General features: G+C 71.3%; 29 protein-coding genes. 4 read left to right on the top strand and 25 right to left on the bottom strand.

From position 1 onward, the window contains the following. Positions 1-16 precede the first annotated feature (16 nt). Both CFN78_RS04095 and CFN78_RS04090 read left to right on the top strand, forming a co-directional pair. Positions 17-946 carry a sigma-70 family RNA polymerase sigma factor gene (locus CFN78_RS04095; protein WP_094861224.1) on the top strand — a complete coding sequence of 310 codons (930 nt, stop codon included), beginning with the start codon at positions 17-19 and terminating at the stop codon, positions 944-946. Between the two features lie 157 nt (positions 947-1,103). Then, complete coding sequence (locus tag CFN78_RS04090; RefSeq protein WP_240519251.1) at positions 1,104-1,589, top strand: MarR family winged helix-turn-helix transcriptional regulator; 486 nt, start codon at positions 1,104-1,106, stop codon at positions 1,587-1,589. 981 nt (positions 1,590-2,570) lie between these two features. Here CFN78_RS04090 and CFN78_RS04085 read toward each other — a convergent pair. The 8 genes from CFN78_RS04085 to CFN78_RS04050 form a co-directional block, all read right to left on the bottom strand. Then, positions 2,571-4,361, bottom strand: a complete 1,791-nt coding sequence (locus tag CFN78_RS04085) for a glycosyl transferase (RefSeq protein WP_094861223.1) — start codon at positions 4,359-4,361, stop codon at positions 2,571-2,573. A 49-nt stretch (positions 4,362-4,410) separates the two neighbouring features. Next, positions 4,411-5,529 (bottom strand): serpin family protein, encoded by a 1,119-nt coding sequence (locus tag CFN78_RS04080; RefSeq protein WP_094861222.1) that lies wholly within the window; start codon positions 5,527-5,529, stop codon positions 4,411-4,413. A gap of 40 nt (positions 5,530-5,569) precedes the next feature. Then, positions 5,570-6,022: an HIT family protein gene (locus CFN78_RS04075; protein ID WP_094861221.1), complete on the bottom strand. Its 453-nt coding sequence runs from the start codon at positions 6,020-6,022 to the stop codon at positions 5,570-5,572. Next, positions 6,022-7,296, bottom strand: coding sequence for a deoxyguanosinetriphosphate triphosphohydrolase (locus CFN78_RS04070; protein WP_094861220.1), 1,275 nt, complete (start codon positions 7,294-7,296; stop codon positions 6,022-6,024). Before CFN78_RS04070 ends, CFN78_RS04075 begins: the two co-directional genes overlap by 1 nt. Before the next feature lie 40 nt (positions 7,297-7,336). Next, positions 7,337-7,990 carry a YdcF family protein gene (locus tag CFN78_RS04065; protein ID WP_094861219.1) on the bottom strand — a complete coding sequence of 218 codons (654 nt, stop codon included), beginning with the start codon at positions 7,988-7,990 and terminating at the stop codon, positions 7,337-7,339. A gap of 144 nt (positions 7,991-8,134) precedes the next feature. Next, positions 8,135-9,520, bottom strand: a complete 1,386-nt coding sequence (locus tag CFN78_RS04060; RefSeq protein ID WP_094861218.1) for a glycine--tRNA ligase — start codon at positions 9,518-9,520, stop codon at positions 8,135-8,137. 106 nt (positions 9,521-9,626) lie between these two features. Continuing rightward, the gene (locus CFN78_RS04055; protein ID WP_240519250.1) at positions 9,627-10,334 is read right to left on the bottom strand and encodes a class F sortase; all 708 of its coding nucleotides are present in this window, start codon (positions 10,332-10,334) and stop codon (positions 9,627-9,629) included. Then, on the bottom strand, positions 10,331-11,452 hold the full coding sequence (locus CFN78_RS04050; protein ID WP_094861217.1) for a hypothetical protein: 1,122 nt from the start codon (positions 11,450-11,452) through the stop codon (positions 10,331-10,333). The genes CFN78_RS04055 and CFN78_RS04050 overlap by 4 nt, the downstream gene beginning before the upstream one ends. Before the next feature lie 326 nt (positions 11,453-11,778). Between CFN78_RS04050 and CFN78_RS04045 the strand changes: the two genes are divergently transcribed. Together CFN78_RS04045 and CFN78_RS04040 are read left to right on the top strand one after the other, a co-directional pair. Then, the gene (locus CFN78_RS04045) at positions 11,779-12,168 is read left to right on the top strand and encodes an ArsR/SmtB family transcription factor (RefSeq protein WP_094861216.1); all 390 of its coding nucleotides are present in this window, start codon (positions 11,779-11,781) and stop codon (positions 12,166-12,168) included. A 52-nt stretch (positions 12,169-12,220) separates the two neighbouring features. Then, entirely contained in the window at positions 12,221-12,643 is a 423-nt protein-coding gene (locus CFN78_RS04040; protein ID WP_094861215.1) for a Fur family transcriptional regulator, read from the top strand. Between the two features lie 25 nt (positions 12,644-12,668). Here CFN78_RS04040 and CFN78_RS04035 read toward each other — a convergent pair whose 3' ends face one another. The 17 genes from CFN78_RS04035 to hrcA all read right to left on the bottom strand — a co-directional run bounded on the left by CFN78_RS04035 (position 12,669) and on the right by hrcA (position 26,382). Beyond that, positions 12,669-13,385, bottom strand: coding sequence for a TIGR03943 family putative permease subunit (locus tag CFN78_RS04035; RefSeq protein WP_094861214.1), 717 nt, complete (start codon positions 13,383-13,385; stop codon positions 12,669-12,671). Next, a complete protein-coding gene (locus CFN78_RS04030) occupies positions 13,382-14,419 on the bottom strand; it encodes a permease (RefSeq protein ID WP_094861213.1) in 1,038 nt (345 codons plus the stop codon). Before CFN78_RS04030 ends, CFN78_RS04035 begins: the two co-directional genes overlap by 4 nt. Positions 14,420-14,432: 13 nt before the next feature. Beyond that, the gene (locus CFN78_RS04025; protein ID WP_094861212.1) at positions 14,433-14,858 is read right to left on the bottom strand and encodes a hypothetical protein; all 426 of its coding nucleotides are present in this window, start codon (positions 14,856-14,858) and stop codon (positions 14,433-14,435) included. Continuing rightward, on the bottom strand, positions 14,855-15,697 hold the full coding sequence (locus tag CFN78_RS04020) for an isoprenyl transferase (protein ID WP_094861211.1): 843 nt from the start codon (positions 15,695-15,697) through the stop codon (positions 14,855-14,857). Before CFN78_RS04020 ends, CFN78_RS04025 begins: the two co-directional genes overlap by 4 nt. A 38-nt stretch (positions 15,698-15,735) precedes the next feature. Then, positions 15,736-16,494, bottom strand: coding sequence for a DNA repair protein RecO (recO, locus tag CFN78_RS04015; RefSeq protein ID WP_094861210.1), 759 nt, complete (start codon positions 16,492-16,494; stop codon positions 15,736-15,738). Between the two features lie 60 nt (positions 16,495-16,554). Further along, positions 16,555-17,058, bottom strand: coding sequence for a CD225/dispanin family protein (locus tag CFN78_RS04010; protein WP_094861209.1), 504 nt, complete (start codon positions 17,056-17,058; stop codon positions 16,555-16,557). Between the two features lie 219 nt (positions 17,059-17,277). Next, positions 17,278-17,739, bottom strand: coding sequence for a DUF2752 domain-containing protein (locus CFN78_RS04005; protein WP_094861526.1), 462 nt, complete (start codon positions 17,737-17,739; stop codon positions 17,278-17,280). A gap of 11 nt (positions 17,740-17,750) precedes the next feature. After that, the gene (locus CFN78_RS04000; protein WP_094861208.1) at positions 17,751-18,206 is read right to left on the bottom strand and encodes a CD225/dispanin family protein; all 456 of its coding nucleotides are present in this window, start codon (positions 18,204-18,206) and stop codon (positions 17,751-17,753) included. A gap of 122 nt (positions 18,207-18,328) precedes the next feature. Beyond that, positions 18,329-19,237: a GTPase Era gene (era, locus tag CFN78_RS03995; RefSeq protein WP_094861207.1), complete on the bottom strand. Its 909-nt coding sequence runs from the start codon at positions 19,235-19,237 to the stop codon at positions 18,329-18,331. Then, complete coding sequence (locus tag CFN78_RS03990) at positions 19,234-19,608, bottom strand: cytidine deaminase (RefSeq protein WP_420807848.1); 375 nt, start codon at positions 19,606-19,608, stop codon at positions 19,234-19,236. The genes era and CFN78_RS03990 overlap by 4 nt, the downstream gene beginning before the upstream one ends. Then, a complete protein-coding gene (locus CFN78_RS03985; RefSeq protein ID WP_094861206.1) occupies positions 19,601-20,944 on the bottom strand; it encodes a hemolysin family protein in 1,344 nt (447 codons plus the stop codon). Before CFN78_RS03985 ends, CFN78_RS03990 begins: the two co-directional genes overlap by 8 nt. A gap of 8 nt (positions 20,945-20,952) precedes the next feature. Beyond that, the gene (gene ybeY, locus CFN78_RS03980; protein ID WP_094861205.1) at positions 20,953-21,510 is read right to left on the bottom strand and encodes an rRNA maturation RNase YbeY; all 558 of its coding nucleotides are present in this window, start codon (positions 21,508-21,510) and stop codon (positions 20,953-20,955) included. Continuing rightward, positions 21,507-22,598 (bottom strand): PhoH family protein, encoded by a 1,092-nt coding sequence (locus CFN78_RS03975; protein WP_094861204.1) that lies wholly within the window; start codon positions 22,596-22,598, stop codon positions 21,507-21,509. Before CFN78_RS03975 ends, ybeY begins: the two co-directional genes overlap by 4 nt. Positions 22,599-22,711: 113 nt before the next feature. Further along, entirely contained in the window at positions 22,712-23,080 is a 369-nt protein-coding gene (locus CFN78_RS03970) for a histidine triad nucleotide-binding protein (protein WP_094861203.1), read from the bottom strand. Positions 23,081-23,356: 276 nt separating this feature from the next. Next, the gene (locus CFN78_RS03965) at positions 23,357-24,133 is read right to left on the bottom strand and encodes a 16S rRNA (uracil(1498)-N(3))-methyltransferase (protein WP_094861202.1); all 777 of its coding nucleotides are present in this window, start codon (positions 24,131-24,133) and stop codon (positions 23,357-23,359) included. Positions 24,134-24,139: 6 nt separating this feature from the next. After that, entirely contained in the window at positions 24,140-25,309 is a 1,170-nt protein-coding gene (gene dnaJ, locus CFN78_RS03960) for a molecular chaperone DnaJ (RefSeq protein WP_094861201.1), read from the bottom strand. Positions 25,310-25,356: 47 nt separating this feature from the next. Beyond that, a complete protein-coding gene (hrcA, locus tag CFN78_RS03955) occupies positions 25,357-26,382 on the bottom strand; it encodes a heat-inducible transcriptional repressor HrcA (RefSeq protein WP_094861200.1) in 1,026 nt (341 codons plus the stop codon). Positions 26,383-26,502 lie beyond the last annotated feature (120 nt).

Genomic DNA, 26,502 nt, shown 5'->3' with positions numbered 1-26,502 from the left:
ACGGCACACTCGGCACATGTCAGTCACCGGCGGCGACGCTCTGGCCCGCGAGTTCACCGAGCACCGCGCCCACCTGGTCGCGGTGGCGTACCGGCTGACCGGTTCGGTCGCCGACGCGGAGGACGCGGTGCAGGAATCGTGGCTGCGCCTTGCCGCGCTCGAACCGGAGCGGAGAGCGGAGATCCGTGAACCACGGGCGTGGCTGACCACCGTCGTCGGGCACCTGTGCCTGGACCGGCTCCGTTCGGCGGCCGTGCGACGGGAGTCCTACGTCGGGCAGTGGCTGCCCGAGCCGATCGTGAGCCCGTCCGGTGGTGGACTCGGCGAGAGCCCGCTCGACGCCGCCGTCCGCGACGACGGGGTCCGGATGGCGGCGATGCTGGTGCTCGACCGGCTCACCCCGGAACAGCGCGTCGCGTTCGTGCTGCACGACGCGTTCGCCGTGCCGTTCGCGGAGATCGCCGAGGTCCTCGGCTGCTCCCCCGCCGCCGCGCGGCAGCACGGTTCGCGGGGCAGGCGGGTGCTCGCCGACGCGGACCCGCCGGCCCGGGCGCCCGCCGCCGAGCAGCGGGCGGTGCTGGAGCGCTTCCTCGCGGCCGTGCTCCGCGGCGACATAGACGCGGTCACCGAGATCCTGCACCCCGAGGCCGTGCTGATCGGCGACTCCGGCGGCAAGGCCCGCACCACCCGGCAGGTCATGGTGGGCGCGGACCGGATCATCCGGTTCCTCACCGGCCTGCTCCGCCAGTACTCGCCGGACGCACTGGCACACGTCCGGCCGGTGCTGGTCAACGGCGACCCCGGCATGTACGTGCCGCCCGCACCGGGCCACGACGGTTACCGGGATCTCGACGCGCGGCTGCAGACGGTCGCCGTCCGGGACGGCCGCGTGGTCGCGATCTACGACCAGGCGAACCCGGACAAGCTGCGCCGCGTGACCGGCTGAGCGTTCCGGACCGCGCGCAGAAGGACACGGGCCGGGAGCGGACGGGGCGATGCCGCGCGATCGGGTGGTCCGGTTCCCGGGCCGGGTGAGAAGAACGGGCGGGGCGGGCGAGTGCGTGGCACGATGACCCGATTCCGACCGACGGGGAGAAGCGCACGTGACCGACCAGGCAGCGGTGCCGTTCCCGCAAGCCGGGCCCGCGCTGTTCCGCCTGGTGCGATTCTGGTCGCGACGCTGGGCGCCGGGCGTGGCGAACGGGGTGCGCGGTGAACCGGAGAACGTGCAGAACGTCTTCGTCGTGGAGGCGGTGGACGGCGCCGGGCACCAGGCGGAAGTGACGGTGGCCGACATCGCCCATCAGCTCGGCCTCGACCGCTCGGTCGCCAGCCGGATGGTCTCGATAGCCGTGGACGCCGGCTACGTCCGCCGTGGAACGTCCGAAGTGGACGCTCGCAGGGCCAGTCTGGCGCTCACCGAGACCGGACAGCGTTTTCTCGCCGACTCGCACGCGTTCCAGCAGCGGACATTCGACGACATGGTCGCCGGCTGGCCGGAAGCGGACCGGCACAGCCTGGCCCGCTACCTGCGGCGGCTGGCGACCGAACTCATCGACGCCGACCGGCCCGCTGCCCGCGGCGGTTAGGCCCTGCCCCGCGGTGCCGTGTGGTCGCGGTATTCGCGTCGAGACGGCGTCGATCACGAATTCCATCGACCAAGAACTACCGGGCAGGGCCCGGCGTTGCGTTTCGTTGATTGGTCGAGGTTGACGGGCGCCAGAATGCGGTATCGCGAATCGTTCTCGGCGCGAAGGGTTCCGGCAATCGCGCCGATCAGTCGACGCCTCAGGGTCAGTTTCGTCCTTCGGTCGCACGATCTGGCCGACCCCACGACTCAAGCAATCACAGCGCCCCTGGTCCAGATTGCTGGGGTGTTTGGGTAGCATCTATGCACGAAAGCACTCGCACCACACCCTCCGACTTCGCATTCGGCTACCATTCACGCGGGATACCTCACCATTCCAGGCCGCAGTACAATTAGGGAGCCGAAAGTGATTCGTAAAGTTCTGGCCAGTTTCGCATTTGCGCTGATTCTGTCGGGGACGGCGGCCGCCACGTCCGGGGCGGTCGCGTCGGCGGACCCCGCCCCGAGGGAGGTCTCCTCTCAGGCAACGTGGGTCTACGTCAAGTGGTATCAGGGAAACAATAAGTACGTGCAGGTCGTTTGCAACAGGGACGGCCGCTATGAATACCCCGGTAAGCCGGTCTCGTGCCGAGGCGTGGGAGACAGGACAGAGTTGTGGGTCAAATTCTGATCCGACTTTCTGGCGGATTTTTTTAGTACCGGGAGCCGGGCCCGGTTCGTCCATTGGTCATGCTGACCCGGGCCCGGCGAACGAAATCTGCCTAGAACGCGGGTCACTCGACGGGCACCGGCTGACTGTTTGCACCGGCCACTCCCCGCCCCACCGATCCGGCGAGAACCGGCCCCGTCCGGCGAGTCTTGGCCCCACGTTGCTCGACTGGAATTTCGGGTCGAGAGGTGCTTTGACCGCTTCCTCTGGACCACAACCCGCCGAGCACATTCTCAAGAAAGCCAACCGTCGGACAACGTCACACACGGACCACTAGCGCGTCAGTTCCCGCACGTCCCACACCCAGACCCCGGCGAGTTCTCGAGGCGGCCTGCGCAGCAGGAGTTCCAGTGTGTCGCGCAGTTCCCGGTCGTGCTCCTGCGGGCCGAGCACGATCACGTCGGCGTCCCAGAACCGCAGATCCGCCAGCGCGTCCCGGCGGTCCCGGGAGTCGAGCGCGGGCACCGACCCGGTGCGGCCGACCTTGTCCAGCGTCGACGAGGTTGGCCGTCGCACCGCGCCGTAGCCGCCCTTGCCGTCCGCGCCGGGGCCGACGAAGTACCCCTCCGCGAGCGGGAACTCGAGTCCGGCGTCGACCTGCCAGCTCAGTGCCTCGGCGTCGCCCGCGTCGGGCAGGGGCACCACGACCACCGAGCCGCCGGGATCGACGAAGTCACGCCACGCCCCCTCGGTGAAGAACCGCGGGGTGGGATCGCGCCGCGCGACCTCCAGCGGCGTCGGTGCCACCGGCAGCAGCGCGACGGCGAGCACGGCGAAGCCGGCCATCCGCACCGGCGTGCGCCACTGCGCCACGGAGGGCCGGACATCCAGCAGCTTCCTGATCGCCATCGCGAGCAGCACGCCGATCACCGGGACCGCGCCGATCGCGAACCGGGACTCCAGCACGGACTCGAACAGCGGCTTGTCGAACAGCAGCATCCAGGGACCGGGAACGCTGGTGACCGTGCCGTTCACCATCACCAGCGCGCCGAGCGACAGCCACACCATCACCAGCATCGTCACCGACAGCGCCCGCGCGGCCGCCGAACGCCACAGCCACCCGGTGAGCACCAGCATCAGCACCGCCAGCGGCCAGCCGAAGAAGGCGTTCTCCTCGGTCCGGTTCATCGACAGGTCCCGCGCCGACCGGGGATCGCCGGCCAGCGACTCGGTGGCCGAACCGGTGACGGCTGCCAGATCGTTGCCGACCAGGCCGTGCTCCAGCGAGCTGTACCCCTGCGGGCCGAAGAACTGCCACCACAACGGGAACGCCACCAGCGCGAGCGTGACCGCCGCGCCCACACCCAGCCCGACCCCCAGCGGGCGCAGCATGCCGGCGACCTCGGTGGGCCGGAACACCGCGTAGACGCCGGCGAACACCGCGAAGGTCGTCGCGCCGATCAGCAGCGGCTCCTCGCCGAGAAAGATCTGGTATGCCAGCAGGAGACCGAGCACCACGCCGTCGCGCACCGGCCTGGCACCGCGGGCGAGCCGGACGACCCTGGCCGCGATCAACGGCAGCACGAAGAGCACCACGAAGTTGGGGTGCGCGTTGGCGTGGGAGATGATCGGCGGAGCGAACGCGCAAAAGGCGCCGCCGATCGCCGCGCCACACCGCGAGGCGACGAAGTGCCGGGAGATCACCCAGTACCAGGCGGCCGCGGTGGCGGCCAGACCGCCGGTGAGGGCGACGGCCCAGGTCGCCGTCGGCCCGAACACCACGGTCACCGGGGTCAGCGGGACGCCGATGCCGAGCATGACCGTGTTGGCCATCAGGTTCACCCCGGCCGGATGATTCTGCAGCGTGGTGAAGAACGGGTTGTCCAGGTTCACCACGTTCTTCGCGGTGACGGCGAAGAACCACTCCCACATGTGCTGGTCCTGCATGCTGTGGTCGAGATAGCCCCGCGAGAGGTCCGTCCACAGTGGACCCAGGACGACGAACGCGAGCGCGGTGTAGCCGGCCAGCACGGCGGCGTCGGCCAGAGTGAACCGCCAGGGCCGCCGATCGCCGCCGGACGCGGTCGCGGCCGGTGCGGCGGCCGGGGCGTATCCGGGGGTCACCTCAGCCCGGTCCGCCCGCCGCCACCGTGCACCGGCCGTGCGGGCCGCGTCACGGGGTGACCACGCGGGCGAGGAAGTACACCGCACCGGTGCCCGCGTTCCGGACGAGCAGCAGGAACGGGCGGTCCGCCGTGACCTCCACCGGCTGCTCGGTCGAGATCGACGCCATCCGCACCATGACCGCGGTCGCCGCCGCGCCCTCGAAGCCCTGCTCGTCCACGCGCAGCACCGCCTGGTGCAGCACATCGGACACGGACAGCCTGGGGTCGTCGGTGAGCGGGCCGAAGTCGGCCTGCGGGGTGAACAGGGTGTGCACTCCCAGCGAGCGCAGAGCGTCGGTGAGGCCGCTGCTCACGTCCAGCGACACCCTGGGCATGGCCAGCCGCACCTGGCGGCGACGGGTCCCGGACAGCAACTCCGACAGCACATTGGTGTCCAATGTGGACTCCTGCTCTGCCAGTTCACCGTCCGGCAGCAGGAGCACCGCCTCCAGCCCGCCGGCGGCGGGCAGGGCCACGGCCTGCCAGCCGCGGGCGGCGACGTGACCGAGACGCTCCTCCTGGGACATCATCGGCACTTCGCGTGTCCCCGAGGGAGCGTGGAAGTCCGCTGGGACGGTGGCGTCCTCGCCGAACCGGAAGTTCCACGCGGCCTTGAGGTAGAGGGCGTTGACGATGCTCGCCACGGTGTCCGGCCCCACCGCGTCCTCGGCCAGCAACTCCGGGATCAGGTCCCTGGTCGTCTCCGCGACGTCGGCGTTGATCTGCCTCCTGGCGGCGTCCGGGTCGTCCACGAACGGCGCCGTGGCCACCCGCCCGTTCGGCCAGGCGGCCAGTTCGCCGGTGAACCCGCCGTGCAGGCGCAGCTCCTTCCACGCCCACAGCGTGTTCGACACCGCCAGCACCGGCTCCTCCCGGCCGGCCCGCGCGGTCAGCGTCGCCGACTCCCGCAGCAGCGCCGCCTGCCCGGCAAGCCCATGGGCACCGCCTGCCAGCAGACCCGCCAGCTCCTCCGATGCGGCACCCCGGGTGGCACGCGCGGCGAGCCCCAGCGCGCTGGCCACGGAATAGGGCGAGAAGCAGGAGTCGGCGCCGCCCGCGGCGACGGCGCGATGCAGGGCGAGGGTGAAATCGAGGTGTGCCCGCTCGGAACCGGTGCGCTCAGCCATGACGCGACGCTACCGCGCCGCCGTGGGCGGGACACGCGGACTACCGCAGGACGTCCTGCAGCGAGATCGCCAGCTCGTCCATCCGTGCCTCGCCGACCCGGTCCGCCGGTGCGGCACCGAGCAGGGCGAAGATCCCCGGCCCGCGCCGTTCCGGTGGCAGCTCGGCCGCCACCGGCACCAGGTGGAAGTGCACGTGGGCGTAGCCGGGCTGCTCGGCGAACTGCACCACGTACGTCTTCGCGCAGCCGGTGACCTCACGCAACGCCCTGGACAGCCGGACCTGCCAGCCACCGAGAGCGGCCGCCTCGCCGGAGGACAGATTCGCGATCGTGGTGACGTGCCTGCGCGGGGCGAGCACCAGCCAGCCGGGAAGCGCCGTGTCGAAGGCGTGGGCCGCGCGCCAGTGCTCGTCGGCGGCGACCCGCTCCCGGGGCGGCAGGGAATCGAAACGGGCGTTCCTCCCGCAGGTGTAGCAGCCCATCGTGCTCGCCATCAGCGATGCCAACCGGTGTGCCAGGAGTGCCAGGCGTGGGCCTGGGCGTCGGTCAGCGAGGCGACCTGGTCGATCACCACCCGCAGCAGCTCGGCATCACCGGCGGCGGCCTCCCAGGCCGGATGGAACGCCGCGTCCAGTGACTCCGGCGCCCGGCGGGACAACGCGCCCACCAGGTCGATCAGGAGCTGCTGCTGGCCGTCCTGCATCGCGAGCCGCCGGGGATCGCTCATCACGTACCGCAGTGCCAGCGCCTTGAGCAGGGCCACCTCCGCGGCCGGCTGTTCGGGCACGGACAGGTCGGCGTCGTAGCGGCGGAGCGGGCCGTCACCGTGCGCCACGCGGGTGGCGGTCACCACCGCCGAGGCGAACCGGCCGACCAGTTCACTGGTGAGCCGTTTCAACGCGACCTGCGCACCGAGCGAGGCGTCGTAACCGGGAACGGCGAGCCGGGACATCACGGGCAGGCGCAGCAGTTCCCGCGCCGCGCTCTCCAGCGTCGACACCGAGAGACCGGAGAAGTGCTTGGCGGCCAGCTCGGCCACGGCCGCCCGTTCCCCGGCGTCGGCCAGCACGTGCAGCGAGATCCGGCCGGAGAGCACCCCGTCCTCGACGTCGTGCACCGAGTAGGCGACATCGTCGGCCCAGTCCATGATCTGCGCCTCCAGACTGGGCCTGCGCTCCGGCGCACCGTCCCGCATCCACCCGAAGACGGCCAGATCGTCGCGGTACGCGCCGAACTTGCGGTCCCCCGCCGCCCTCGGCCACGGGTACTTGGTGGTCGCGTCCAGGCAGGCCCTGGTCAGGTTCAGACCGGCGACCTCACCCCCGTCCGCGAGCACCTTCGGCTCCAGCCGGGTGAGGATCCGCAGGGTCTGGGCGTTGCCCTCGAACCCGCCGCACTGCTGGGCGACGTGGTCGAGCGCGTGCTCGCCGTTGTGCCCGAAGGGCGGGTGCCCGATGTCGTGCGCCAGGCCCGCCGTGTCCACCAGGTCCGGGTCGGCGCCGAGCTCCTCGGCGATCCCGCGGCCGATCTGGGCGACCTCGAGCGAGTGGGTGAGGCGGGTCCGTGGCACACCGCTGATCTCCGCGCCCTCGCCGGGCCCGACCACCTGGGTCTTGCCGGCCAGCCTGCGCAGGGCGGCCGAGTGCAGGACACGGGCGCGGTCGCGGGAGAACGGGGTCCGCCGGTCGGCACGGGAACCCGGCAGTACGGAGCCCTTCGGCCCCTCCGGCAGCCTGCGCTCCTCGTCGTGCGAGGTGTAGACGTTCACGCCTGCGAGCCTATGCGGGCGCGGCGACCGGCGGCGGCCCTCAGCCGAGACCGGTGCCGCCGATGTCGTCCGCCGGGGTCTTGAACAGCCGGTAGTACAGCAGCGCGCCGGTCTCCCGGTAGATGTACTTCGCCTGCCGCTCCCGGGTCTGCACGATCGGGCCGGTGTGCGTGGGCGAACTCCAGGCGTCGAGGCCGACGTCGTTGGCCATCGTCCTGGCGCGCAGCGAATGCCAGGGGTCGCTGACGATCACGGCGGTGTGCCAGCCGCGCGCGTGTACCGAGTCGGACACCGCCTGCAGACTGCCGAGCGTGTCGCTGCCCTCGCCGACGGCGAGCGTGCGGTCCTCCGGCACCCCGTTGTCCACCAGCCAGCGCGCGCCGGCCTCGGCTTCGGTGAAGTCGTCTCCGGCTGCCCCGCCACCCGAGGTGACGACGCGCTCCGCGACCCCCTGGGAGTAGAGCCGCTGCGCGTGCGAGAGGCGAGCCTCGAACACCGGGGACGGTTTCCCGTTGTACTGCGCGGCACCGAGCACCACGATCACGTCCGCCTGCGCGCGGTCGTCCAGGCGGGCGACATGCCATACACGGGCGGCGGTGCCCCCGACCACCAGAAGCGCGATCAGGACGGCGCCGGCCGCGAAACGTCGTACCCAGCTCGCCGTACCGGCGCCGGTCTGGCCTCGCGTACTCACACCGTCCAGTCTGACAGAGCCGCCTCACCCGGTCGTGCACCGGCGTACCGTCGCACAGGGTCGTCCACAGTGGACGGACGTCCGCGCACACGAACGCCCCGCCTCCGCGGGAACGGGGGCAGGGCGTCCGGGAAGTGGCGGGGTTCAGCAGCCGATCAGGCGGGCGGCGAGGTAGGACTCGAGCTTGTCCACGGAGACGCGCTCCTGCGCCATCGTGTCGCGCTCGCGCACGGTCACGGCGTGGTCGTCGAGCGAGTCGAAGTCGACGGTCACGCAGAACGGCGTACCGATCTCCTCCTGACGGCGGTAGCGCTTGCCGATGGAGCCCGCGTCGTCGAAGTCGATGTTCCAGTGCTTGCGCAGGGTGGCCGCGATGTCACGTGCCTTCGGCGTGAGATCGGCGTTGCGCGACAACGGAAGCACGGCCGCCTTCACCGGCGAGAGCCGGTAGTCCAGCTTGAGCACGGAGCGCTTGTCCACGCCGCCCTTGGCGTTGGGCACCTCGTCCTCGCTGTAGGCGTCCACCAGGAACGCCATCAGCGAGCGTCCGACACCGGCGGCCGGCTCGATGACGAACGGACGAAACCGCTGCCCCGAGGCCTGGTCGAAGTAGGACAGGTCGACGCCGGAGTGGTTGGAGTGCGTGGTGAGGTCGAAGTCGGTGCGGTTGGCGATACCCTCCAGCTCGCCCCACTCCTGGTTCTTCGAGAAGCCGAATCGGTACTCGATGTCCACCGTGCGCTTGGCGTAGTGGGACAGCTTTTCCTTCGGGTGCTCGTAGTGGCGCAGGTTCTCCGACTTGATGCCGAGATCGGTGTACCAGTCGGTGCGCAACCGGAGCCACTGCTCGTGCCAGGTCTCGTCCTCGCCCGGCTCGACGAAGAACTCCATCTCCATCTGCTCGAACTCGCGGGTGCGGAAGATGAAGTTGCCCGGCGTGATCTCGTTGCGGAACGACTTGCCGATCTGCGCGATGCCGAACGGCGGCTTCTTGCGCGAAGTCGTCTGCACGTTGAGGAAGTTGACGAAGATACCCTGCGCGGTCTCCGGGCGGAGGTAGTGCAGGCCCTCCTCGGTCTCGACCGGGCCGAGGTGGGTGCGCAGCATCATGTTGAACTCGCGCGGCTCGGTCCACTGGCCGACGACGCCCGTCTCCGGGTCGGGGATGTCGGCGAGGCCGTTCTCCGGCGGGTGGCCGTGCTTCGCCTCGTACGCCTCGATCAGGTGGTCGGCGCGGTAGCGCTTGTGGCTGGACAGCGATTCCACGAGCGGGTCGCTGAACACGTCGACGTGACCGGAGGCGACCCAGGTCTGCCGGGGCAGGATGACCGAGGAGTCCAGGCCGACCACGTCGTCCCGGCCCTGCACCATCGACTTCCACCACTGGCGCTTGATGTTGTCCTTCAGCTCGACACCGAGCGGGCCGTAGTCCCAGGCGGAGCGGGTACCGCCGTAGATCTCCCCGCACGGGAACACGAAGCCACGGCGCTTGCAGAGGCTGACGACGGTCTCAATGGTGTTGGCGGGCACTCCACGCTCCGAGACATGCGAGGACGGATATCGACTGGACGGCCCAGCGTATCCCCTGGCGTTCCCGGCGCTCACAAGGGGAACCACACCGAACGGAAGCGTGCGCTCACGGACGGGAGACGAGCTCCGCGCTGACGATCCGGTTGTCCTCGTATCCGTCGGTACCGCCGACGTAGTCGCCGCCGCAGGTGACCAGCACCAGCCGGTGCGGTCCCGCCTGGTCGAACAACCGCTCGGCCTGCGCGGGCAGCTCGTCCTTGTGCAGGGTGACGGCGTCGACGATCCGGTACACCCACTCGCCGCCGCCGGTGTCGACGACGCTGACCTGCTCGCCGGGGGCGTTGCGCCACAGCTCGTCGAACGGCCCCTTCTGGCCCTTCCAGTTCACGTGGCCGGACAGCAGCGCGACCCCCCTCGGCGCGCCGAGGGACGCGCCCCACCAGGTGGCCTCGTCGAGGCTCTCCGGGATGGGCAGCGTCCCGTCGCCGGTGATCTCCTTGCGCACCAGTGACGCGGTGCCGCCGCCGGGAAGCCGGACGGTGCCGGGAGGCTGCCCGGCGTCGGCGGGGGTGACCGGTGCGGTCACCGGCGCGGAGGCGGCCGTCGTCGGTGCGGGCGCGGCGGAGGTGGCGGGCGCGGCGGCGGGCGGAGGCGGGGGCGCATCCTCCGGGGAGTCGACGAGCACGACACCGGTCACGACCGCGGCCACGGCCAGCACGACGAGGCAGGCGGCGGCCCACAGTCCCCGGCGCGCGGTGCGCGAGCGCCGGCCGTCCGTCGGCGCGCCACCGCCGGGCGTTCGCGGCCCGGTCACCGCTTCGCCGACCGGGCGCGCCGGAGCAGGAACACGGCGGCGCCGCCCGCGGTCGCGCCGCCGGCGATGAGCACGATGCCGAGCAGGGTGGCCGACTCGGCGTGGGCGCCCTTGCCGTCATCGGGGCCCTGGGCCCCGGCCGCAGGACCCGCCGGGATCTTGACCGGGACGCTCGGCTTCTGCGCGCCACCTCCCGCGAGGGGGACGAAACCCGCGGCGGTCGAGCAGCTCACGCCGCCGAGCACCAGTTTCGTGCGGATGTCGCGCACCTCGGGCTCCACACCGTCCTCGGCGGCGAGCGTGACGTGCGAGACGACGTCCACCTGCCAGGCCGCGGCCCGGGTCAGCTCGCCCCCGCGCCACTGGTCCTGGCGGATGAGATCGTCGAAGGAGGTGAGCCTGCTGATCCTCAGGTCCGAAGTGGCCGGGACCGCGGGGTCGGCACCGTCCACGGTCAGCGGGGCGCCGAAGGGCAACCCGGTCAGCTCCAGCGGCGCACCGTCCGCGGGCAGCTGCACCGGGGCCAGCGTGCCCTGGCGGTCCTCGCCCGCCTGCTGCCGGACGAGGACACGGTCCGCGGTCGTGGCGGCGGTGGCGGCCTCGGCGCCCGCGCACTCGACCGTGCTGCGGGCGTTCTCCAGCACCAGCACCGTGTTGTCCATCGCGGCGCCACCGCCGCGCCCGTTGTCCTGCAGCGCGTAGGTGGCCTCCGCCTCGGCCGAGGGGACCGTGTTCTGCCCGAGCGAGGCGGTGACCCGGTGCGCACGGCTGGGAACGTCCCCGGGGAACGGGCTCTGCTCGCCGAACTCACCGAAGCTCAGCACATAGTTGGGGCCGACGCTCTTCGCCTCACCCTCGTCCTTCGGGATCACCGACCGGGTCTGCGCGAGCGTGGAGACCCCCGGTCGCAGCGGAGAGCGCTGCGTCTCGGTGATGACGGTGCCGTCTCCTGGCACGCCGTCCTGCGATACCCGGCTGCCCGCCGCGTTGGCGTAGGCGACAGGGCCGGACGCCTCGTCGACGGATGAGTCCTGGGCCCAGGCCACCGAGGACACCGGGGCCGCCGCGAGGGCGAACGCCGCCGTCGTCACGGCCAGCTTCGTCACGAATCGGGTCATGTCTCCTCAGTTCCGCATCCGGATCGCCCGGCCGCTGCCGTGTGCCCCTCCGGTCATCTCATGCCGTGACCGGTCCGCGGCGTTGCATCGGTTCTGCGGCCGACCGCGGAATACATCACCACGGGCCAACCTTTCACCTACATCGGCCATAGATCACCATAGCGGTCACAATGCAGGCTAAGTCACCCGAATGGAGCAGGCCGACGTCCTCGGCCACCGACAGTTCCGGGTGGATCCGCGAAGAACACTAGAATGGCAGCCGAACCACCGGAACGGACAGCTCGGTTCGCATCCGGACGGCCACCACGACGAGGCTGGAGAGCACCATGCCGACGGCGAGTTCCGACGCGGCCCCACCCGGGCTGCCCGCCGAGGCCGAGGAACACTCCCCCGCCCGTCCCCTGTCCCCCCGCGCGCCGACGCCATCGGCGGCCACGCTCGCCGACGCGGGCGAGCTGCTGCGCGCGCTCGCCGCGCCGGTGCGGATCTCGATCGTGCTCCAGCTCCGCGACGGTGACCGCTGTGTGCACGAGCTCGTCGAGGCGCTCGGAGTGACCCAGCCGCTGATCAGTCAGCACCTGCGGGTGCTCAAGGCCGCGGGCGTGGTGCACGGGGAACGACGGGGACGCGAGGTGGTCTACCGTCTCGTCGACGACCATCTCGCCCACATCGTCGCCGACGCGGTGACGCACGTGCAGGAGGATCCGGCTCGGTGACCGCACGCGCACCCGCCAGCACCCCAACACGCAGCCGAACCGCGGAGGCCGTATGAGCACCACCGCCACCCCGAAGTCCGCCCCGCTGCCGGGCCGCCGGGCCACCAGGCAGCGCGCGGCGGTCGTCGACCTGCTCGACGAGATCAACGACTTCCGCTCCGCCCAGGAACTGCATGACGAACTGCGCAAGCGGGGCGAGGGCATCGGCCTGACCACCGTGTACCGCACCCTGCAGTCGCTGGCCGAGGCCGAGGAGATCGACGTGCTGCGCACCGACTCCGGCGAGGCCATCTACCGTCGCTGCTCGGCACACCACCACCATCATCTCGTCTGCCGCCGCTGCGGCTACACCGTCGAGATCGAGGGGCCGGCGGTCGAACGCTGGTCGGCGAAGATCGCCTCCAGCAACGGGTTCTCCGACATCCGGCACACCGTCGAGATCGTCGGCACCTGCGCCACCTGCGCCGCGGCCTGAGGGACGGGCCCGCCACCCGGACCGCTCAGTACTCGTACGGGTCCTCCGGAGCCGGCACCTCACGCAGGGCCGCCACGGTCAGGTCCGGCGTGTAGCCGTTGTCCCGGCGCGCGGTATCCGGCACCACCTCGCCGGTGACCTCCACCCACGTGTCCGCGGGCAGGGCATCCGCCGCGCCACCGGGCAGGCGCACGGTCACCGGATAGGCATCGGCGGCGCAGCAGCCGATCGTCAGCCTGGCCAGCAGAGTCCCCCGGTCGCCGTGCACGACGAAGCCGCGCAGCGCCACCGTCCGCCCGTTCAGGCTGCCGCCCCGGTCCCAGCCGGCCCTGGTCACGAAGTCGGAGATCGGCAGGGGCACCACCTCGCCGGGAGGCAGCGGCGGGAAGGCCGAGCCACGGGCAACGGCACCCTGCGCCGACCGCGACTGCGTCCGCTCCACCGAGTCGGAACCCAGCGCCGGCGGCGCCACCAGGAGCACGGCCAGCACCGGGACCATCAGCAACCACGCCGACCGGGCCCGGTGCTGGTGGTCCCCGTGGCCCTCGGCGGCCGGGCGCCGGGCGGCACGGATGTCGCGCACGATCGCCAGTGCGCCGAGCGCCAGCATCACCCCGCCGCCCAGCAGCACCCAGGGCTGGTGGGCCGGGCGGACGTAGCGCAGGTAGTCGCCGTTGATACCGATCTTCAGCAGGGCTCCGCCGAGCAGCACCAGCAGGACGTTCTGCGTCTCGCGCCTCATCGCGCACCGCCCAGGAACACCAGTCCGGCGAGCACGGCGCACACCACGGCCACGGCGAAGGTCACCGGCGCGAAACGCAGTGCGAACGAGCGGCCGAACGTGCCGGCCTGCAGGGCGAACAGCTTCACGTCCACGGCGGGCCCGACCACCAGGAACACCAGCTTGGGCAGCAGCGGCACCGCGGTGAGCGAAGCGGCGACGAACGCGTCGGCCTCACTGCACAGCGCCAGCACCACGGCGAGCACCGCCATCACCAGGACGCCGAGCACGATCTGCTCGCCCAGCACACCGAACACCTCGGCGGGCACCAGCACGCCGAGGGCCGCCGAGATCAGCGCGCCGAGCACCAGGAAACCGCCTGCTTCCACCAGGTCCGCCCGCGCGGTCTCGGTGAACGCCCGCCAGCGTGATCCCGGCTCGACCTCGGGCAGCCTGCGCAGCGCGCGTTCGGCGATCCAGTCGAGCTTGCCCCAGCGGGCCCAGAGCCAGCCCATCGTCATGGCGGTGGCCAGTGACCCGGCGAAGCGGGCCGCCACCATGCCGGGCTCGCCGGGGAACGCGACGGCGGTGGCCACCATCACCACGGGGTTCACGGCGGGCGCGGCGAGCAGGAAGGTCAGCGCCGCGGCCGGGGCGACGCCCTGCCCGATCAGCCTGCGGGCAACGGGCACCGAGGCACACTCGCAACCGGGGAGCGCCACCCCGGCGATGCCTGCCACGCCGACGGCGGCGTTCTCCTTGCGCGGCAACACTTTCCGCAACACCCTGGCCGGCACGAACGCGGCGATCGCGCCACTGATCAGCACGCCCAGCACCAGGAAGGGCAGCGCCTGCACGCAGACGGCGACGAAGACCGTCGCGCCGGTCCGCAGCGCGGGAACGTCCAATGTGGACCGTAACCAGGACTGGCCGAGAAGCGCGAGCAGCAGGACCGCGCACAGCACCTCGATCGAGGTGATCCGGCCACGCCCGCGCCCGGGGCGTCCACCGGTGGTGTTCCCGGCGGCGGTGCCGTCGGCGGCTGCGGTGTCCACCGGTGGCGGGCCCTCAGTCGTCGCCCGCGGCGTCGCCGAGCAGGTCGCTGCGGACCTGCGAGGCGGTGGACACCACGAGCATCAGCAGGGTACCGAGCGGGGCGGCGTCCAGCCCCTGTGCCGGAAAGGCGTAGCGCAGCGTCAGGTCCACGCCGCGGTCGGTGTGCACGACGCCGAGCGTGCCGAACAGGCCCTGGCCCGCGCGCTCGGCCACCGAAGCGGCCAGCGCCGGGTCCTCGGGCAGATCCCAGGCCACGACGCAGGTCAGGCTCAGCACGGTGAGTCCCTCGGCGAGCCGGGTGGCCTGCACGACGCAGGGAACGTCGGCGTGCGAGAACGTGATCGCCCCGTCGTCGTCCACGCTGACCTCGAGATACCGCTCCAGTGCTTCCCTGGCCTGTGTCAGCAACTCGGCCGTATCGACGGCTTCAGCGCTCACGACGTCCCCTCTCCTGCGTCCTCGGCGCCACCGGCGGCGGCGTCCACCGCGGCGCCGAAACGGCGATCACGTTTGGCGTACTCGAGGCAGGCGTGCCACAGGTGTGTGCGGTCGAAATCCGGGAACAGGGTGTCCTGGAAGACCATCTCGGCGTACGCGGCCTGCCAGAGCATGAAGTTCGACGTCCGCTGCTCGCCGGAGGGGCGCAGGAAGAGGTCCACATCGGGCATCTCGGGCTGGTACAGATACCTGGCGATGGTGCGCTCGTCGACCTTGTCCGGATTGATCTCTCCGTCCGCGGCCATCCTGGCGATCCGCCGTACGGCATCGGCGATCTCCGCACGCCCGCCGTAGTTGACGCACATCGTCATGTTGAGCGCGGTGTTGTGCTTCGTCTTCTCCTCCGCGACCTGCAGCTCCTTGATGACGCTTCGCCACAGTTTCGGTCTGCGTCCCGCCCACCGGATCCGCACGCCGATGGAACCGAGGTAGTCGACCTGCCTGCGGATCGTGTCGCGGTTGAAGCCCATCAGGAAGCGCACCTCCTCGGGGCTGCGCTTCCAGTTCTCGGTGGAGAAGGCGTAGACCGACAGCCACTTCACGCCCAGTTCCACGGCACCCGCGGCCACGTCGATCATCACGGCCTCGCCGCGCTTGTGCCCCTCAATGCGAGGCAGGCCGCGCTGGTTGGCCCAGCGGCCGTTGCCGTCCATCACCAGCGCTACGTGCCTGGGCAGGAGCTCCGCCGGTATCCGTGGTGGCCGGGCGCCGGAGGGATGTGGATCCGGCGCGCGCACCTGGGTGGGAGCCGTCGTGATCGCCCGTCCTGTGAGCCGCACCCGCTGCCTCCGTGTCGCTTTCGGTAACCGGACCGACCCTACTTGCCGGGTACCGGCGCGGCTCGCGCGCGCCTCTCGACGAGCGGCAGGGACCGCAACTGCCGTTCGAGATGCCACTGCAGATGTGCCGCGACCAGGCCACTCGTGTCCCTGCGCGGCCCGGGCAGGGACTCCTCCGCGATGTCCCAGTCCCCGTGCAGCAGCGCCTCGAGCAGCACCAGCACCTCTGGCGCGGGGTGCACCGAGCCGGCGACCCGGCAGCGTCCGCACAACGAACCACCCGCCTGGACGTTGAACGCGGGGTGCGGTCCCGGCTCGCCGCAGCGGGCGCACTCGGTGATGGCGGGCGCCCAGCCGGCGTAGGCCATGGCGCGGAGCAGGAACGCGTCGAGCACCAGGGAGGCGTCCCGGCTGCCCGCCGCCAGCGCCCGCAGGGCTCCGGTCACCAGGAGGTACAGCCGCATCGCGGGCTCGCCCTCCTCGGCGGAGAGCCGGTCGGCCGTCTCGGTGATCGCGCTGGCCGCTGTGTAGCGCTGGTAGTCCCCGACCAGGGGGACGGCGAAGGCGTCCACCGTCTGCACCTGGGTGATCACGTCGAGCGTGCGCCCGGTGTAGAACTGCACGTCGACATGACCGAACGGCTCCAGTCGCGCACCGAAGCGCGAGGTCGTCCTGCGCACACCCTTCGCCACGGCACGGACCTTGCCGTGCCGGCGGGTGATCAGGGTGATGATGCGGTCGGCCTCGCCGAGCTTGTGCACACGCAGCACCACGCCGGTGTCGCGATAGAGCTTCACCCGCTCATGGTCGCACGGCACACCGACTGGACCTGGCGCGCCGCGCGACCGGCGGGTGCCTCAGTAACGGCTGTAGGTGCTGTAGAGGTCGTCGGCGGCGGCGAGGCTGACGATGATCAAGATGATCGAGAGCACCCAGGCAGCGGCACCGATGCAGGTGGCCACGAGGCAGAGCGTCTTCGTGTTCTTCGACGCCTCGCGGGCCATCGGCAGGTTGCCCTGCATCTTGTACGTGTTGACCTCGTTGGACTTCATGATCGCGAAGATCGCGATGATCCACATGAGAAAGATGCAGCCGATGGCCCAGCCCTTGTAGTCCGGGATGTCCTCGCCACCGGGCTGACCGAACGGCTGCTGGCCGTAACCGGGCTGACCGTAGGGCTGCTGCCCGTACGGGGCGGGCTGACCGTACGGCTGCGGCTGTCCGTACGGCGCGGGCTGTCCGTACGGCGCGGGCTGGCCGTACGGCGCGGGCTGGCCGTACGGCAGCGGGGTGGCACCGGACTGCGGATAGCCGGGCTGCTGGCCGTGCCCCGGCTGCTGCTGGCCGTACGGATTGGTCATGAGGATCCCCCTCTGTCGATTCCCCAGTGTGCGCGCCGGTGGCAATCCGAGCGGGACGGGCCACCGTTGCCGGCGGCCGTCAGCGCTGCGTCGAATTCCGGGCTCGCGCGGCAGAGTACTCGCTTCGGCGAGCGCGCACGCAGGCAGGCGGAAAACCGGGCGGCAGTGCTGGGACGGCCGCCGCCGCACCGGCGCGCGGCACACCCGTCGTACCCCGAGTCAGACACGCAGGGCCTCGAACGGCGGGAACGGAAGGTTGCGGACGAGCAGCCAGCCCCCGAGCACCACCCCGGCCGCGAGCGGAGCGAACCGGAGGTGCTGCCAGCCGCGCAAGTGCCTGCCGCGCACCCTGCCCACCGTCCAGGTGACCAGGCTCGCCAGCAGGAGCACGAGGAACGCCAGCGCCACCGCGTTGAAGTGCGCGGCCGCGGCGAGATCGCCGTGCAGCAGGCTGTACAGCATGCGCATCCCGCCGCAGCCGGGGCAGACCAGGCCGAACCACGCCCTCGTCGGACACACCGGAATGGGACCGCCCGGTGTCGTCGGGTCGGCCAGCAGCACCCCCGCGCAACACACTCCGGCCGCCGCGGTGACGGCGAGCGGCGGGGCGAGCGCGCGGGCAAGGGCCCGTACCCCGCGCGCGGGGCGCCCCCGGTAGACCGACGCGCGGGCCGGGCTCACCGGAATCACGGTCAGGCCGGTGCGAACGGGACGACGTCGGCGAACCTGCTGCCGATGAACACCAGTGCCACCACGATGACGACGATGTAGATGACGACGAGGATCACCGTGCTCAGCGCGCCCCACAGCGCCCACTTCTTCGCCTCGTCTGCGGCCTGCTGCGCCTGCGCGTGCATTCCCTGCGCCCACAGGGAGTTCACCTGCCCGGCCTTGACGATCGAGACGATCCCGAGTGGAAGGCAGCACAGCACCGTGACGAGGATTCCCCAGATCAGGTTGCTCTCCGGCGGCGGTCCGGCGTACTGCGGCGGACCGCCGTACGGCCGGCCGGGCGGATAGTGGCCGTAGGGACCGGGGGCACCGTACTGCGGGCCGCCGTAGGGGTACTGGCCCTGTCCGCCGTACTGGCCCTGTCCGCCGTACGGATCGGACCCGCCGGACCATTCACCCGGGTACCGCTCGGTCATGTCGTCCCCTCTCCCGGACGCCCTCGTGACACGTCCCTGGTGTTGACGGATACGCGGGCACCTGTGGTTCCCCCGTCCACCACATCGCGCCGCGGGTCACCGACGATACCGGGACGACCGAGTCAGAAACCGAGGCGGCGCAACTGCTTCGGATCGCGCTGCCAGTCCTTGGCGACCTTGATGTGCAGTTGCAGGAACACCTTCGTGCCCAGCAGCGCCTCGATCTGCTTGCGAGCCCGCGCGCCCACGTCCTTGAGCCGCTCCCCCTTGTGCCCCAGGATGATGCCCCGCTGACTCGGCCGTTCCACGTAGATCAGGGCGTGGATGTCGACGAGGTCGTCGCGGTCCTCGCGCGGGATCATCTCCTCGACGGTCACCGCGATGGAGTGCGGCAGCTCGTCGCGGACGCCCTCAAGGGCGGCCTCGCGGATCAGTTCGGCGATGAGGGTCTGCTCGGGCTCGTCGGTGAGTTCCCCGCCCGGATAGAGCTGAGGTCCCTCCGGAAGCTTGCCGACCAGCACGTCCGCCACGGTCCGCACCTGGAACCCGGACTGCGCCGAGACGGGCACCAGATCGGCGAACTCCATCACCTCCTGCAGGGCGAGGAGTTGCTCGGCGACACGCTCGGGCCCGGCGAGGTCGGTCTTGGTGACGATGCCGACGACAGGTGTGCGCTTGGACAGCTTGCCCAGCTCGGCGGCGATGTAGCGGTCGCCGGGGCCGATCTTCTCGTTGGCCGGCACGCACAGTCCGACCACGTCGACCTCGGCCCAGGTGGAGTGCACGAGGTCGTTGAGGCGCTCGCCGAGCAGTGTGCGCGGCCGGTGCAGTCCCGGCGTGTCGACGACGATGAGCTGCGCGTCCTCGCGGTGGACGATGCCGCGGATCGCGTGCCGGGTGGTCTGCGGTTTGCTGGAGGTGATCGCGACCTTGGTGCCGACCAGCGCGTTGGTCAAGGTCGACTTGCCCGCGTTGGGCCTGCCGACGAAGCAGGCGAAGCCGGAGCGGTGGGCCGACGCCTCGCCGGTCAACGGAGGTCCTCGCGAACAGTGCCGGACGGATCCGCCCGGAAGATCACGGCGTCCGGCGACATGTCCCGGACGGCCGAGACGCAGGCCTCCCTCAGCAGCGGCGTGTCGCTGACGACCACGGCGGCCTCCAGGCCCTCGGCCCCGCTGGACACGGCCGCGGCGACGGCCGCCTGCACCGCGGTGAGCCGCAGCGTCGGCAGCTCGACGGTGCTCGCGGCGTAGGTACGGCCGTCGGTGTCGCGCACCGCGGCGCCCTCGGTGGCCTGGGTGCGGGCACGAGCGGACCGCGCCAGGGTGACGAGCTTGACGTCCTCCGGGTCGGTCAGCTCGATGGCCGCGGTGTCCGTTCCCGCGCTGCCGTTCTCAGGCATGTTCGACGCTCCTGTCGCGCTCGTCCGGTTCGTCGGGGTGGGCGGATCGCATCCGCTTTCCCGCGATGCGATCGTCGACGGCCTGGACGACCACCGTGGTGATCCGCATCCGGCCGCGACGGTCCTTGCCGCCCTCGGCGTGCAGCCGCAGGCCCTCGATCTCCGCCTCGGCTCCGGGCAGCGGGACGCGCCCGAGGCGCTGGGCCAGCAGTCCGCCGACGGTCTCCACATCGCGGTCGGTGAACTCGATGCCGAAGAGTTCCCCGAGATCGTCGACGCCGAGTCTCGCGGATACGCGGACCGAACGTTCGTCGAGATTCTCCACCGGTGGGCGTTCGTCGGTGTCGGACTCGTCGGTGATCTCACCGACGATCTCCTCCAGGATGTCCTCGATGGTGAGCAGGCCGGCGGTGCCGCCGTACTCGTCGACCGCGATCGCCATGTGGTTGTGCGATACCTGCATCTCCTTGAGCAGCTCGTCGAGCCGCTTGGAGTCGGGCACGAACCCGGCCTCGTTCATCATCTCGCCGACCTCGCGGGTGGCCCCCTGCTCGCCCATCGCCGCGCGGGCCAGGTCCTTGAGGTTGGCCACGCCCACGATCTCGTCCACCGACTCGCCGGTCACCGGCAGCCGGGTGAAGCCGGTGCGCAGGGACAGCGCGAGGGCCTGCCGCACGGACTTGGTCTGCTCGATCCAGACGATCTCGGTGCGGGGCACCATGACCTCGCGGGCGACGGTGTCGCCGAGCTCGAAGACGGAGTGGATCATCTCCCGCTCGGAGTCCTCGACGACGCCGCGTTCCTGCGCCATGTCGACGAGCTCGCGGAGTTCCACCTCCGAGGTGAACGGGCCCTCCCGGAAACCCTTGCCCGGGGTGATGGCGTTACCGAGCACGATGAGCAACCGCGACAGCGGGCCCAGCAGCTTGCCGAGCACACGGACCGGCCCCGCCACGACGAGCCCCACCCCGTACGGGTGCTGCCTGCCGATGGTGCGCGGGCCGACGCCGATGAGCACGTAGCTCACCACGAGCATGACCAGCCCGGTGACGACCACGGCGAGGCCGACCGGCTCGATCCAGCGCAGGAAGACGACCGTGACCAGAACGGTCGAGGTGAGCTCGCAGCTCATCCGCAGCAGCAGGAGCAGGTTGATGTGGCGGCGCCGCTCGTCGATGACGGCGGCGAGCTGGCTCGCGCCCCCGCGTCCCATGCGGATGAGGCCGTCGGCCCTCGCGCGGGAGACGGTGGAGATCGCGGCGTCCGCCGCGGCGAACAGCCCGGCCAGCAGGACAAGGAGAATGGCGATGATCAGCAACGCCGTGGAACTGGTCACGTGGCCTCTTACCGCGGGTCTTCCTGCTCGGCAGGTGCGACGTCGAGGCCCGCCGTCCCGAGCAGCCGGTCGTCGGCGCTGCGCTGGGCGTCCCTGCGGTTCGCGGCGCGCATGGCCGACTGGAACTCGCCGAGGATCCGGTTCTGCAGCCCGAACATCTCCCGCTCCTCGGCGGGTTCGGCGTGGTCGTAGCCGAGCAGGTGCAGGACGCCGTGCACGGTGAGCAGGTGCAACTCGTCCTGCAGCGCGTGGCCGGCGGTGCGGGCCTGGTCCTTGGCGAACGCCGGGCAGAGCACCACGTCACCGAGCAGCGCGGGCGAGGCCTCCGGGGCGTCCGGCCTGCGGGTGGATTCCAGCTCGTCCATCGGGAAGGCCATCACGTCGGTGGGGCCCGGCAGGTCCATCCAGCGGACGTGCAGGTCCTCCATCACCTCCAGGGTGACGAGCATGACCGACAGCTCGGCGAGCGGGCTGACCTCCATCTTGTCCAGGGTGAAGCGGGCGGCGGACACGATCGACGTCTCGTCCACCGCGACGCCTGCCTCGTTCGCGATCTCGATGCTCATGCGCGGCGGCCCTTCCGGTCCGCGACGGCCTCGTCCTGGCCGACCTGCCAGCGCTCGTAGGCGTCGACGATGTCGCCGACCAGTCGGTGCCGCACGACGTCCTGGCTGGTCAGCGTGGTGAAGTGCAGGTCATCAACGCCTTCCAGGATCTCCCGGACCACACGCAGCCCGCTGCGCTGCCCACTGGGCAGGTCGACCTGGGTGATGTCGCCGGTGACGACGACCTTGGAACCGAAACCGAGCCGGGTGAGAAACATCTTCATCTGCTCGGGCGTGGTGTTCTGCGCCTCGTCGAGAATGATGAACGCGTCGTTGAGCGTGCGGCCGCGCATGTAGGCCAGCGGGGCGATCTCGATCGTCCCCGCCTGCATCAGCCTCGGGATCGACTCGGGATCGACCATGTCGTGCAGCGCGTCGTAGAGCGGGCGCAGGTACGGGTCGATCTTCTCGTACAGCGTGCCGGGCAGGTAGCCGAGCCGTTCGCCCGCCTCGACGGCCGGGCGGGTGAGCACGATGCGGTTGATCTGCTTGGCCTGCAGCGCCTGCACGGCCTTCGCCATCGCCAGATAGGTCTTGCCGGTGCCCGCGGGGCCGATGCCGAACACCACGGTGTTGGCGTCGATCGCGTCGACGTAGCGCTTCTGGTTCAGCGTCTTCGGCCGGATCGTGCGGCCACGTCGGGACAGGATGTCCATGCTCAGCACGTCGGCGGGTGACTCGGCCGCGCCTGCCGAGAGCATGGCGACGGTGCGGCGGACGGTGTCGGTACCGACCTGCTGACCACGGCCGGCGAGCGTGACCAGTTCGGCGAACACGCGCTCGGCGAAGGCGACGTCGGCGGGTTCCCCGGTCAGGGTGACCTCGTTGCCCCGCACGTGCACGTCGGCGTCGAGCAGCTCCTCGGCCAGCCGCAGGTTCTCGTCACGCGAGCCGAGCAGCGAGAGCACCGCCGCGTCCGGGACGGGGAACTTGGACCGGGCCGGCGAGCCGGCTTCCGGTTCCTGTGCTGCGTGGTTCTCGACTGCCTGCTGTTCGACATCCCCTGGAACGTCGGATCGGGCGGCTCCACCCTGTGCGGTACCGGCCACGTGCCCTCGGGCCTGCTTTCTGCGTGTGTTCGCTACTCGTCGTGTGTGGCGCTGTCCCGTCCGATGCTAGCGGTATCCGCCGACAAGCCGCAGGTGGTCACCCGCTGGACGACTCAGCCGGGCCCGCCGGCCGCACTGCCGAAGAAGCCGAGCTGCTCGCCGCCGAGGACGTGGGCGTGCACGTGGAAGACGGTCTGCCCGGCGTCGGACTCGGTGTTGAACACCACCCGGTAGCCGGACTCCGCGATGCCCTCCAGCCGGGCGACCGTGGCGGCGGTGCCGAGCACTTCGGCCAGCAGCGCCGGGTCGGCCTCGGTGAGCTCGGCGACGTGGCGGTAGCGGGTCTTGGGCACCACGAGCACGTGCACCCGCGCCTGCGGGTTGATGTCGCGGAACGCGATGGTCCGGTCGGTCTCGTGCACGACGTCCGCCGGGATCTCCCTGGCGATGATCTTCTCGAACAGCGTCTCCGCGTCACTCATGCGCGCACCCTATCGCCACGGAACCCGTGACGCCGCAACAACTCCCGGACGCGGGGGGACCATCGGGACGCAGGGTGCCGCGAGGCGATGGAGCCTGGGGGTCGCTCCACCGCCTCGCGGCTCCGCCGGGCCGAGGGGGAGGTGCCCGACGGGGTCGCGGCAGACCGAATTGGCTTGTGACAAGCGAAAACCCGGTCGCGCGATCGTTAACAAGGGTAACTGCTTCGCGGACACGGGCGCCAGGAAACCGCGTAAAAATTTCCGGGTTTCGAAACGTCAGGTGGATTCTCCCCGATCCCACCGGCCGGTGAGCACACCGAGAGCACCGAGGGTCACCGCCGCGGCGGTGGAGGTGCGCAGCACGTCGGGACCGAGCCGGACGGCGGTCGCGCCGGCCTCGGCCAGCAGCCCGGCCTCCTCCGGCGCGATCCCGCCCTCGGGGCCGACGACGAGCAGCAGTTCACCCTCGGCGGGCAGGTGCACGGCGGCGAGGCCGGGGCCGGCGGCGGCGTCGAGCACCAGCGCGGCGGTGGCACGGCGAACCCGGCCGGCGAGTTCCGCCGTGCTCAACGGCTCGGCGACCTCGGGAACCCTGCTCCGCCTGGCCTGCTTGGCGGCCGAGCGGACCGTGGACCGCCACCGGGCCAGCGCCTTCGCGCCACGCGGCCCCTCGTCCCACTTGGCGACGCTGCGGGCCGCCCGCCAGGGGATCACCGCGTCCGCCCCGGCCTCGGTGGCCAGTTCGACGGCCAGTTCGCCCCGATCCCCCTTGGCCAGCGCCTGTACGACCGTGACGCGCAGCGCGGGTGCCGGGTCGGTCCAGCGGCGGGTGACCCTCAGCTCGATCTCGGCGTCCCGGCCCGGCCGGACGGCCTCGACGGTGCAGCGGGCGAGCCCGCCCGCGCCATCGCCGAGCAGCAGCCGTTCACCGGCCCGCATCCGGCGGACCGTGGCGGCGTGGCGGGCCTCCTCGCCGGTGAGTAGGGCGTACTCGCCGGAAGGGAGTGCGTCCACCAGGAACACCGGCGGGGTGGTCTCCCCCGCGTCGGCCACCGGGGCCTACCGGTGGCTCTTGGCGCGCAGCTTGGAGAACAGCCCGCCCGGCTTGGTGCCGTTGCCCGCCACGGTCGGGGCCTCCTCGCCGCGGCGCTGGGCCAGCTCGCGCAGCAGGTCCTTCTCCTCCTCGGCGAGCTTGGTCGGCACCACCACCTCGACATGCACGTGCAGGTCGCCCCGCCCGTCGACACGGCCGGTGGAACGCAGTCGCGGCATGCCCTTGCCGCTGAGCACCAGTTCGGTGTTCGGTTGGGTGCCCGGTTCGATGTCGATCTCGTGCGCCTCGTCGATCAGCGTCTCGAACGGGACGGTCGCGCCGAGCGCAGCCGCCGTCATCGGGATGCGCAGGTTGCAGTGCAGTTCGTTGCCCTTGCGGATGAACACCTCGTGCGGCGCCTCGTCGATCTCGACGTACAGGTCGCCCGCGGGACCACCGCCGGTACCGACCTCACCCTGGCCGGACAGCCTGATCCGCATGCCGTCGCCGACACCGGCGGGCACCTTCGCGGTGACGTTGCGACGGGAGCGGACCCGGCCCTCGCCGGAGCACTGCCTGCACGGATCGGTGATGACCTCGCCGAAACCGCGGCACACCGGGCAGGGGCGGGCCGTGACCACCTGGCCGAGGAAGGAGCGCTGCACGGACTGGATCTCACCCTGGCCGTGGCAGGTGTCGCAGGTGGCCGTCTTGGCCCCCTTCGCGGTGCCCGCGCCGCGGCACAGATCGCAGAGGATCGCGGTGTCCACCGTGATCTCCTTGTCCACCCCGGTCGCGCACTCCTCGAGGCTCAGGCCGATGCGGATCAGCGCGTCGGAACCGGGCTGGACGCGGCTGCGCGGTCCGCGGCCCCGGCCGCCTCCGCCACCGGCACCGCCGAAGAAGGCGTCCATGATGTCGCCGAGCCCGCCGAAGCCCGCGAACGGGTCACCGCCGCCGCGGCCACCACCGGCCCCGGTGTCCATCGGATCGCCACCGAGGTCGACGATCTTGCGCTTCTGCGGGTCGGAGAGCACCTCGTACGCCGTGGTGACCTCCCCGAAGCGATGCTGGGCGTCCTCCGACGGGTTGACGTCCGGGTGCAGCTCCCGTGCCAGCTTGCGGTAGGCACGCTTGAGTTCCTGGTCGCTGGCGTTCTTGGCCACGCCGAGAGTGCCGTAGTAGTCCCTCGCCACCGTCTTGCCGTCCTCCTGCGGTATCGGAACAGAGTGGTCCTCTCCGGCTACTTGCCGGAGAGGATCTGTCCCACGTAGTTCGCCACAGCGCGCACCGCGGCGATCGTGCTCGGATAGTCCATCCTGGTCGGGCCGACCACGCCCATGCCTCCCAGCAGCAGGTCGTCCATGCCGTACCCGACGGACACCACCGAGGTGCTGCGCATCTGCTCGTCCTCATTTTCCTCCCCGATGCGCACGGTGACGGCACCGGGGTTGCGTGCGGCCGCGATGAGCTTGAGCACCACCACCTGCTCCTCCAGCGCCTCCAGTACCTGGCGCAGCGAGCCGGGGAAATCCGCGACGTTGCGGGTGAGGTTCGCGGTGCCGCCGAGCACCAGACGTTCTTCCGGGTGCTCGACCAGCGACTCCACCAGCACGGTACAGATGCGGGTCATCGCGTCGCGCAGGTCGGCGGGTGCCTGCTCGGGCAGGTCGGCCACGCGGGCGGCGGCTTCGGCGAGGCCGTGCTCGGCCACCGCGGAGTTGAGCACGCCGCGGACCCGGCCCACGGTCTCCTCCGACATCACGTCGCCGAGGTCCACCGTGCGCTGGTCGACCCGGCCGGTGTCGGTGATCATCACCAGCATCAGCCGCGCCTGGGTGAGCGGGACGACCTCGACGTGCCGCACCTTGGCGTTGGTCAGCATCGGGTACTGGATGATGGCGACCTGCCTGGTGAGCTGCGCGAGCAGGCGCACGGAGCGTCGCAGCACGTCCTCGGTGTCCAGCGCGCCGTCGAGGAAGCCGATGATCGCCCGCCGTTCGGCGGGCGAGAGCGGTTTGATCTCGGACAGCCGGTCGACGAACAGCCGGTAGCCCTTGTCGGTGGGGATCCGCCCGGCGCTGGTGTGCGGCTGCGTGATGTAGCCGTCCTCCTCCAGCACCGCCATGTCGTTGCGCACGGTGGCACTGGACACGCCGAGGTTGTGCCGGTCGACGATGGCCTTGGAGCCGACCGGCTCCTGATTGGAGACGTAGTCGGCCACGATGGCGCGCAGCACCTCGAAACGGCGATCGTCCGAGTTCGCCACCGCCCACCTCCGTATCCACCTGGTCCGTCCGCCGGGCCCGCCGCGGTCCCCGAGCCGAGTTTACGGACAGCGGGACCGCGGCGGCTCGGTGCCGTGCGGAACCCCCGGCGCGGGACCGGA

It is taken from the genome of Amycolatopsis antarctica (assembly GCF_002262875.1).
Lineage (GTDB): Bacteria > Actinomycetota > Actinomycetes > Mycobacteriales > Pseudonocardiaceae > Amycolatopsis > Amycolatopsis antarctica.
This window is presented reverse-complemented; position numbering and strand designations above follow the sequence as displayed.

Bases quoted from the DNA above. Each gene is read 5' to 3' on its own strand.
- CFN78_RS04095 (WP_094861224.1), top strand. From the start codon at position 17: ATGTCAGTCACCGGCGGCGACGCTCTGGCCCGCGAGTTCACCGAGCAC.
- CFN78_RS04080 (WP_094861222.1), bottom strand. From the start codon at position 5,529: ATGGCTGAGCGCACCGGTTCCGAGCGGGCACACCTCGATTTCACCCTC.
- CFN78_RS04075 (WP_094861221.1), bottom strand. From the start codon at position 6,022: ATGGCGAGCACGATGGGCTGCTACACCTGCGGGAGGAACGCCCGTTTC.
- CFN78_RS04050 (WP_094861217.1), bottom strand. From the start codon at position 11,452: ATGACCCGATTCGTGACGAAGCTGGCCGTGACGACGGCGGCGTTCGCC.
- CFN78_RS04045 (WP_094861216.1), top strand. From the start codon at position 11,779: ATGCCGACGGCGAGTTCCGACGCGGCCCCACCCGGGCTGCCCGCCGAG.
- CFN78_RS04040 (WP_094861215.1), top strand. From the start codon at position 12,221: ATGAGCACCACCGCCACCCCGAAGTCCGCCCCGCTGCCGGGCCGCCGG.
- CFN78_RS04035 (WP_094861214.1), bottom strand. From the start codon at position 13,385: ATGAGGCGCGAGACGCAGAACGTCCTGCTGGTGCTGCTCGGCGGAGCC.
- CFN78_RS04010 (WP_094861209.1), bottom strand. From the start codon at position 17,058: ATGACCAATCCGTACGGCCAGCAGCAGCCGGGGCACGGCCAGCAGCCC.
- CFN78_RS04000 (WP_094861208.1), bottom strand. From the start codon at position 18,206: ATGACCGAGCGGTACCCGGGTGAATGGTCCGGCGGGTCCGATCCGTAC.
- CFN78_RS03990 (WP_420807848.1), bottom strand. From the start codon at position 19,608: ATGCCTGAGAACGGCAGCGCGGGAACGGACACCGCGGCCATCGAGCTG.
- ybeY (WP_094861205.1), bottom strand. From the start codon at position 21,510: ATGAGCATCGAGATCGCGAACGAGGCAGGCGTCGCGGTGGACGAGACG.
- CFN78_RS03970 (WP_094861203.1), bottom strand. From the start codon at position 23,080: ATGAGTGACGCGGAGACGCTGTTCGAGAAGATCATCGCCAGGGAGATC.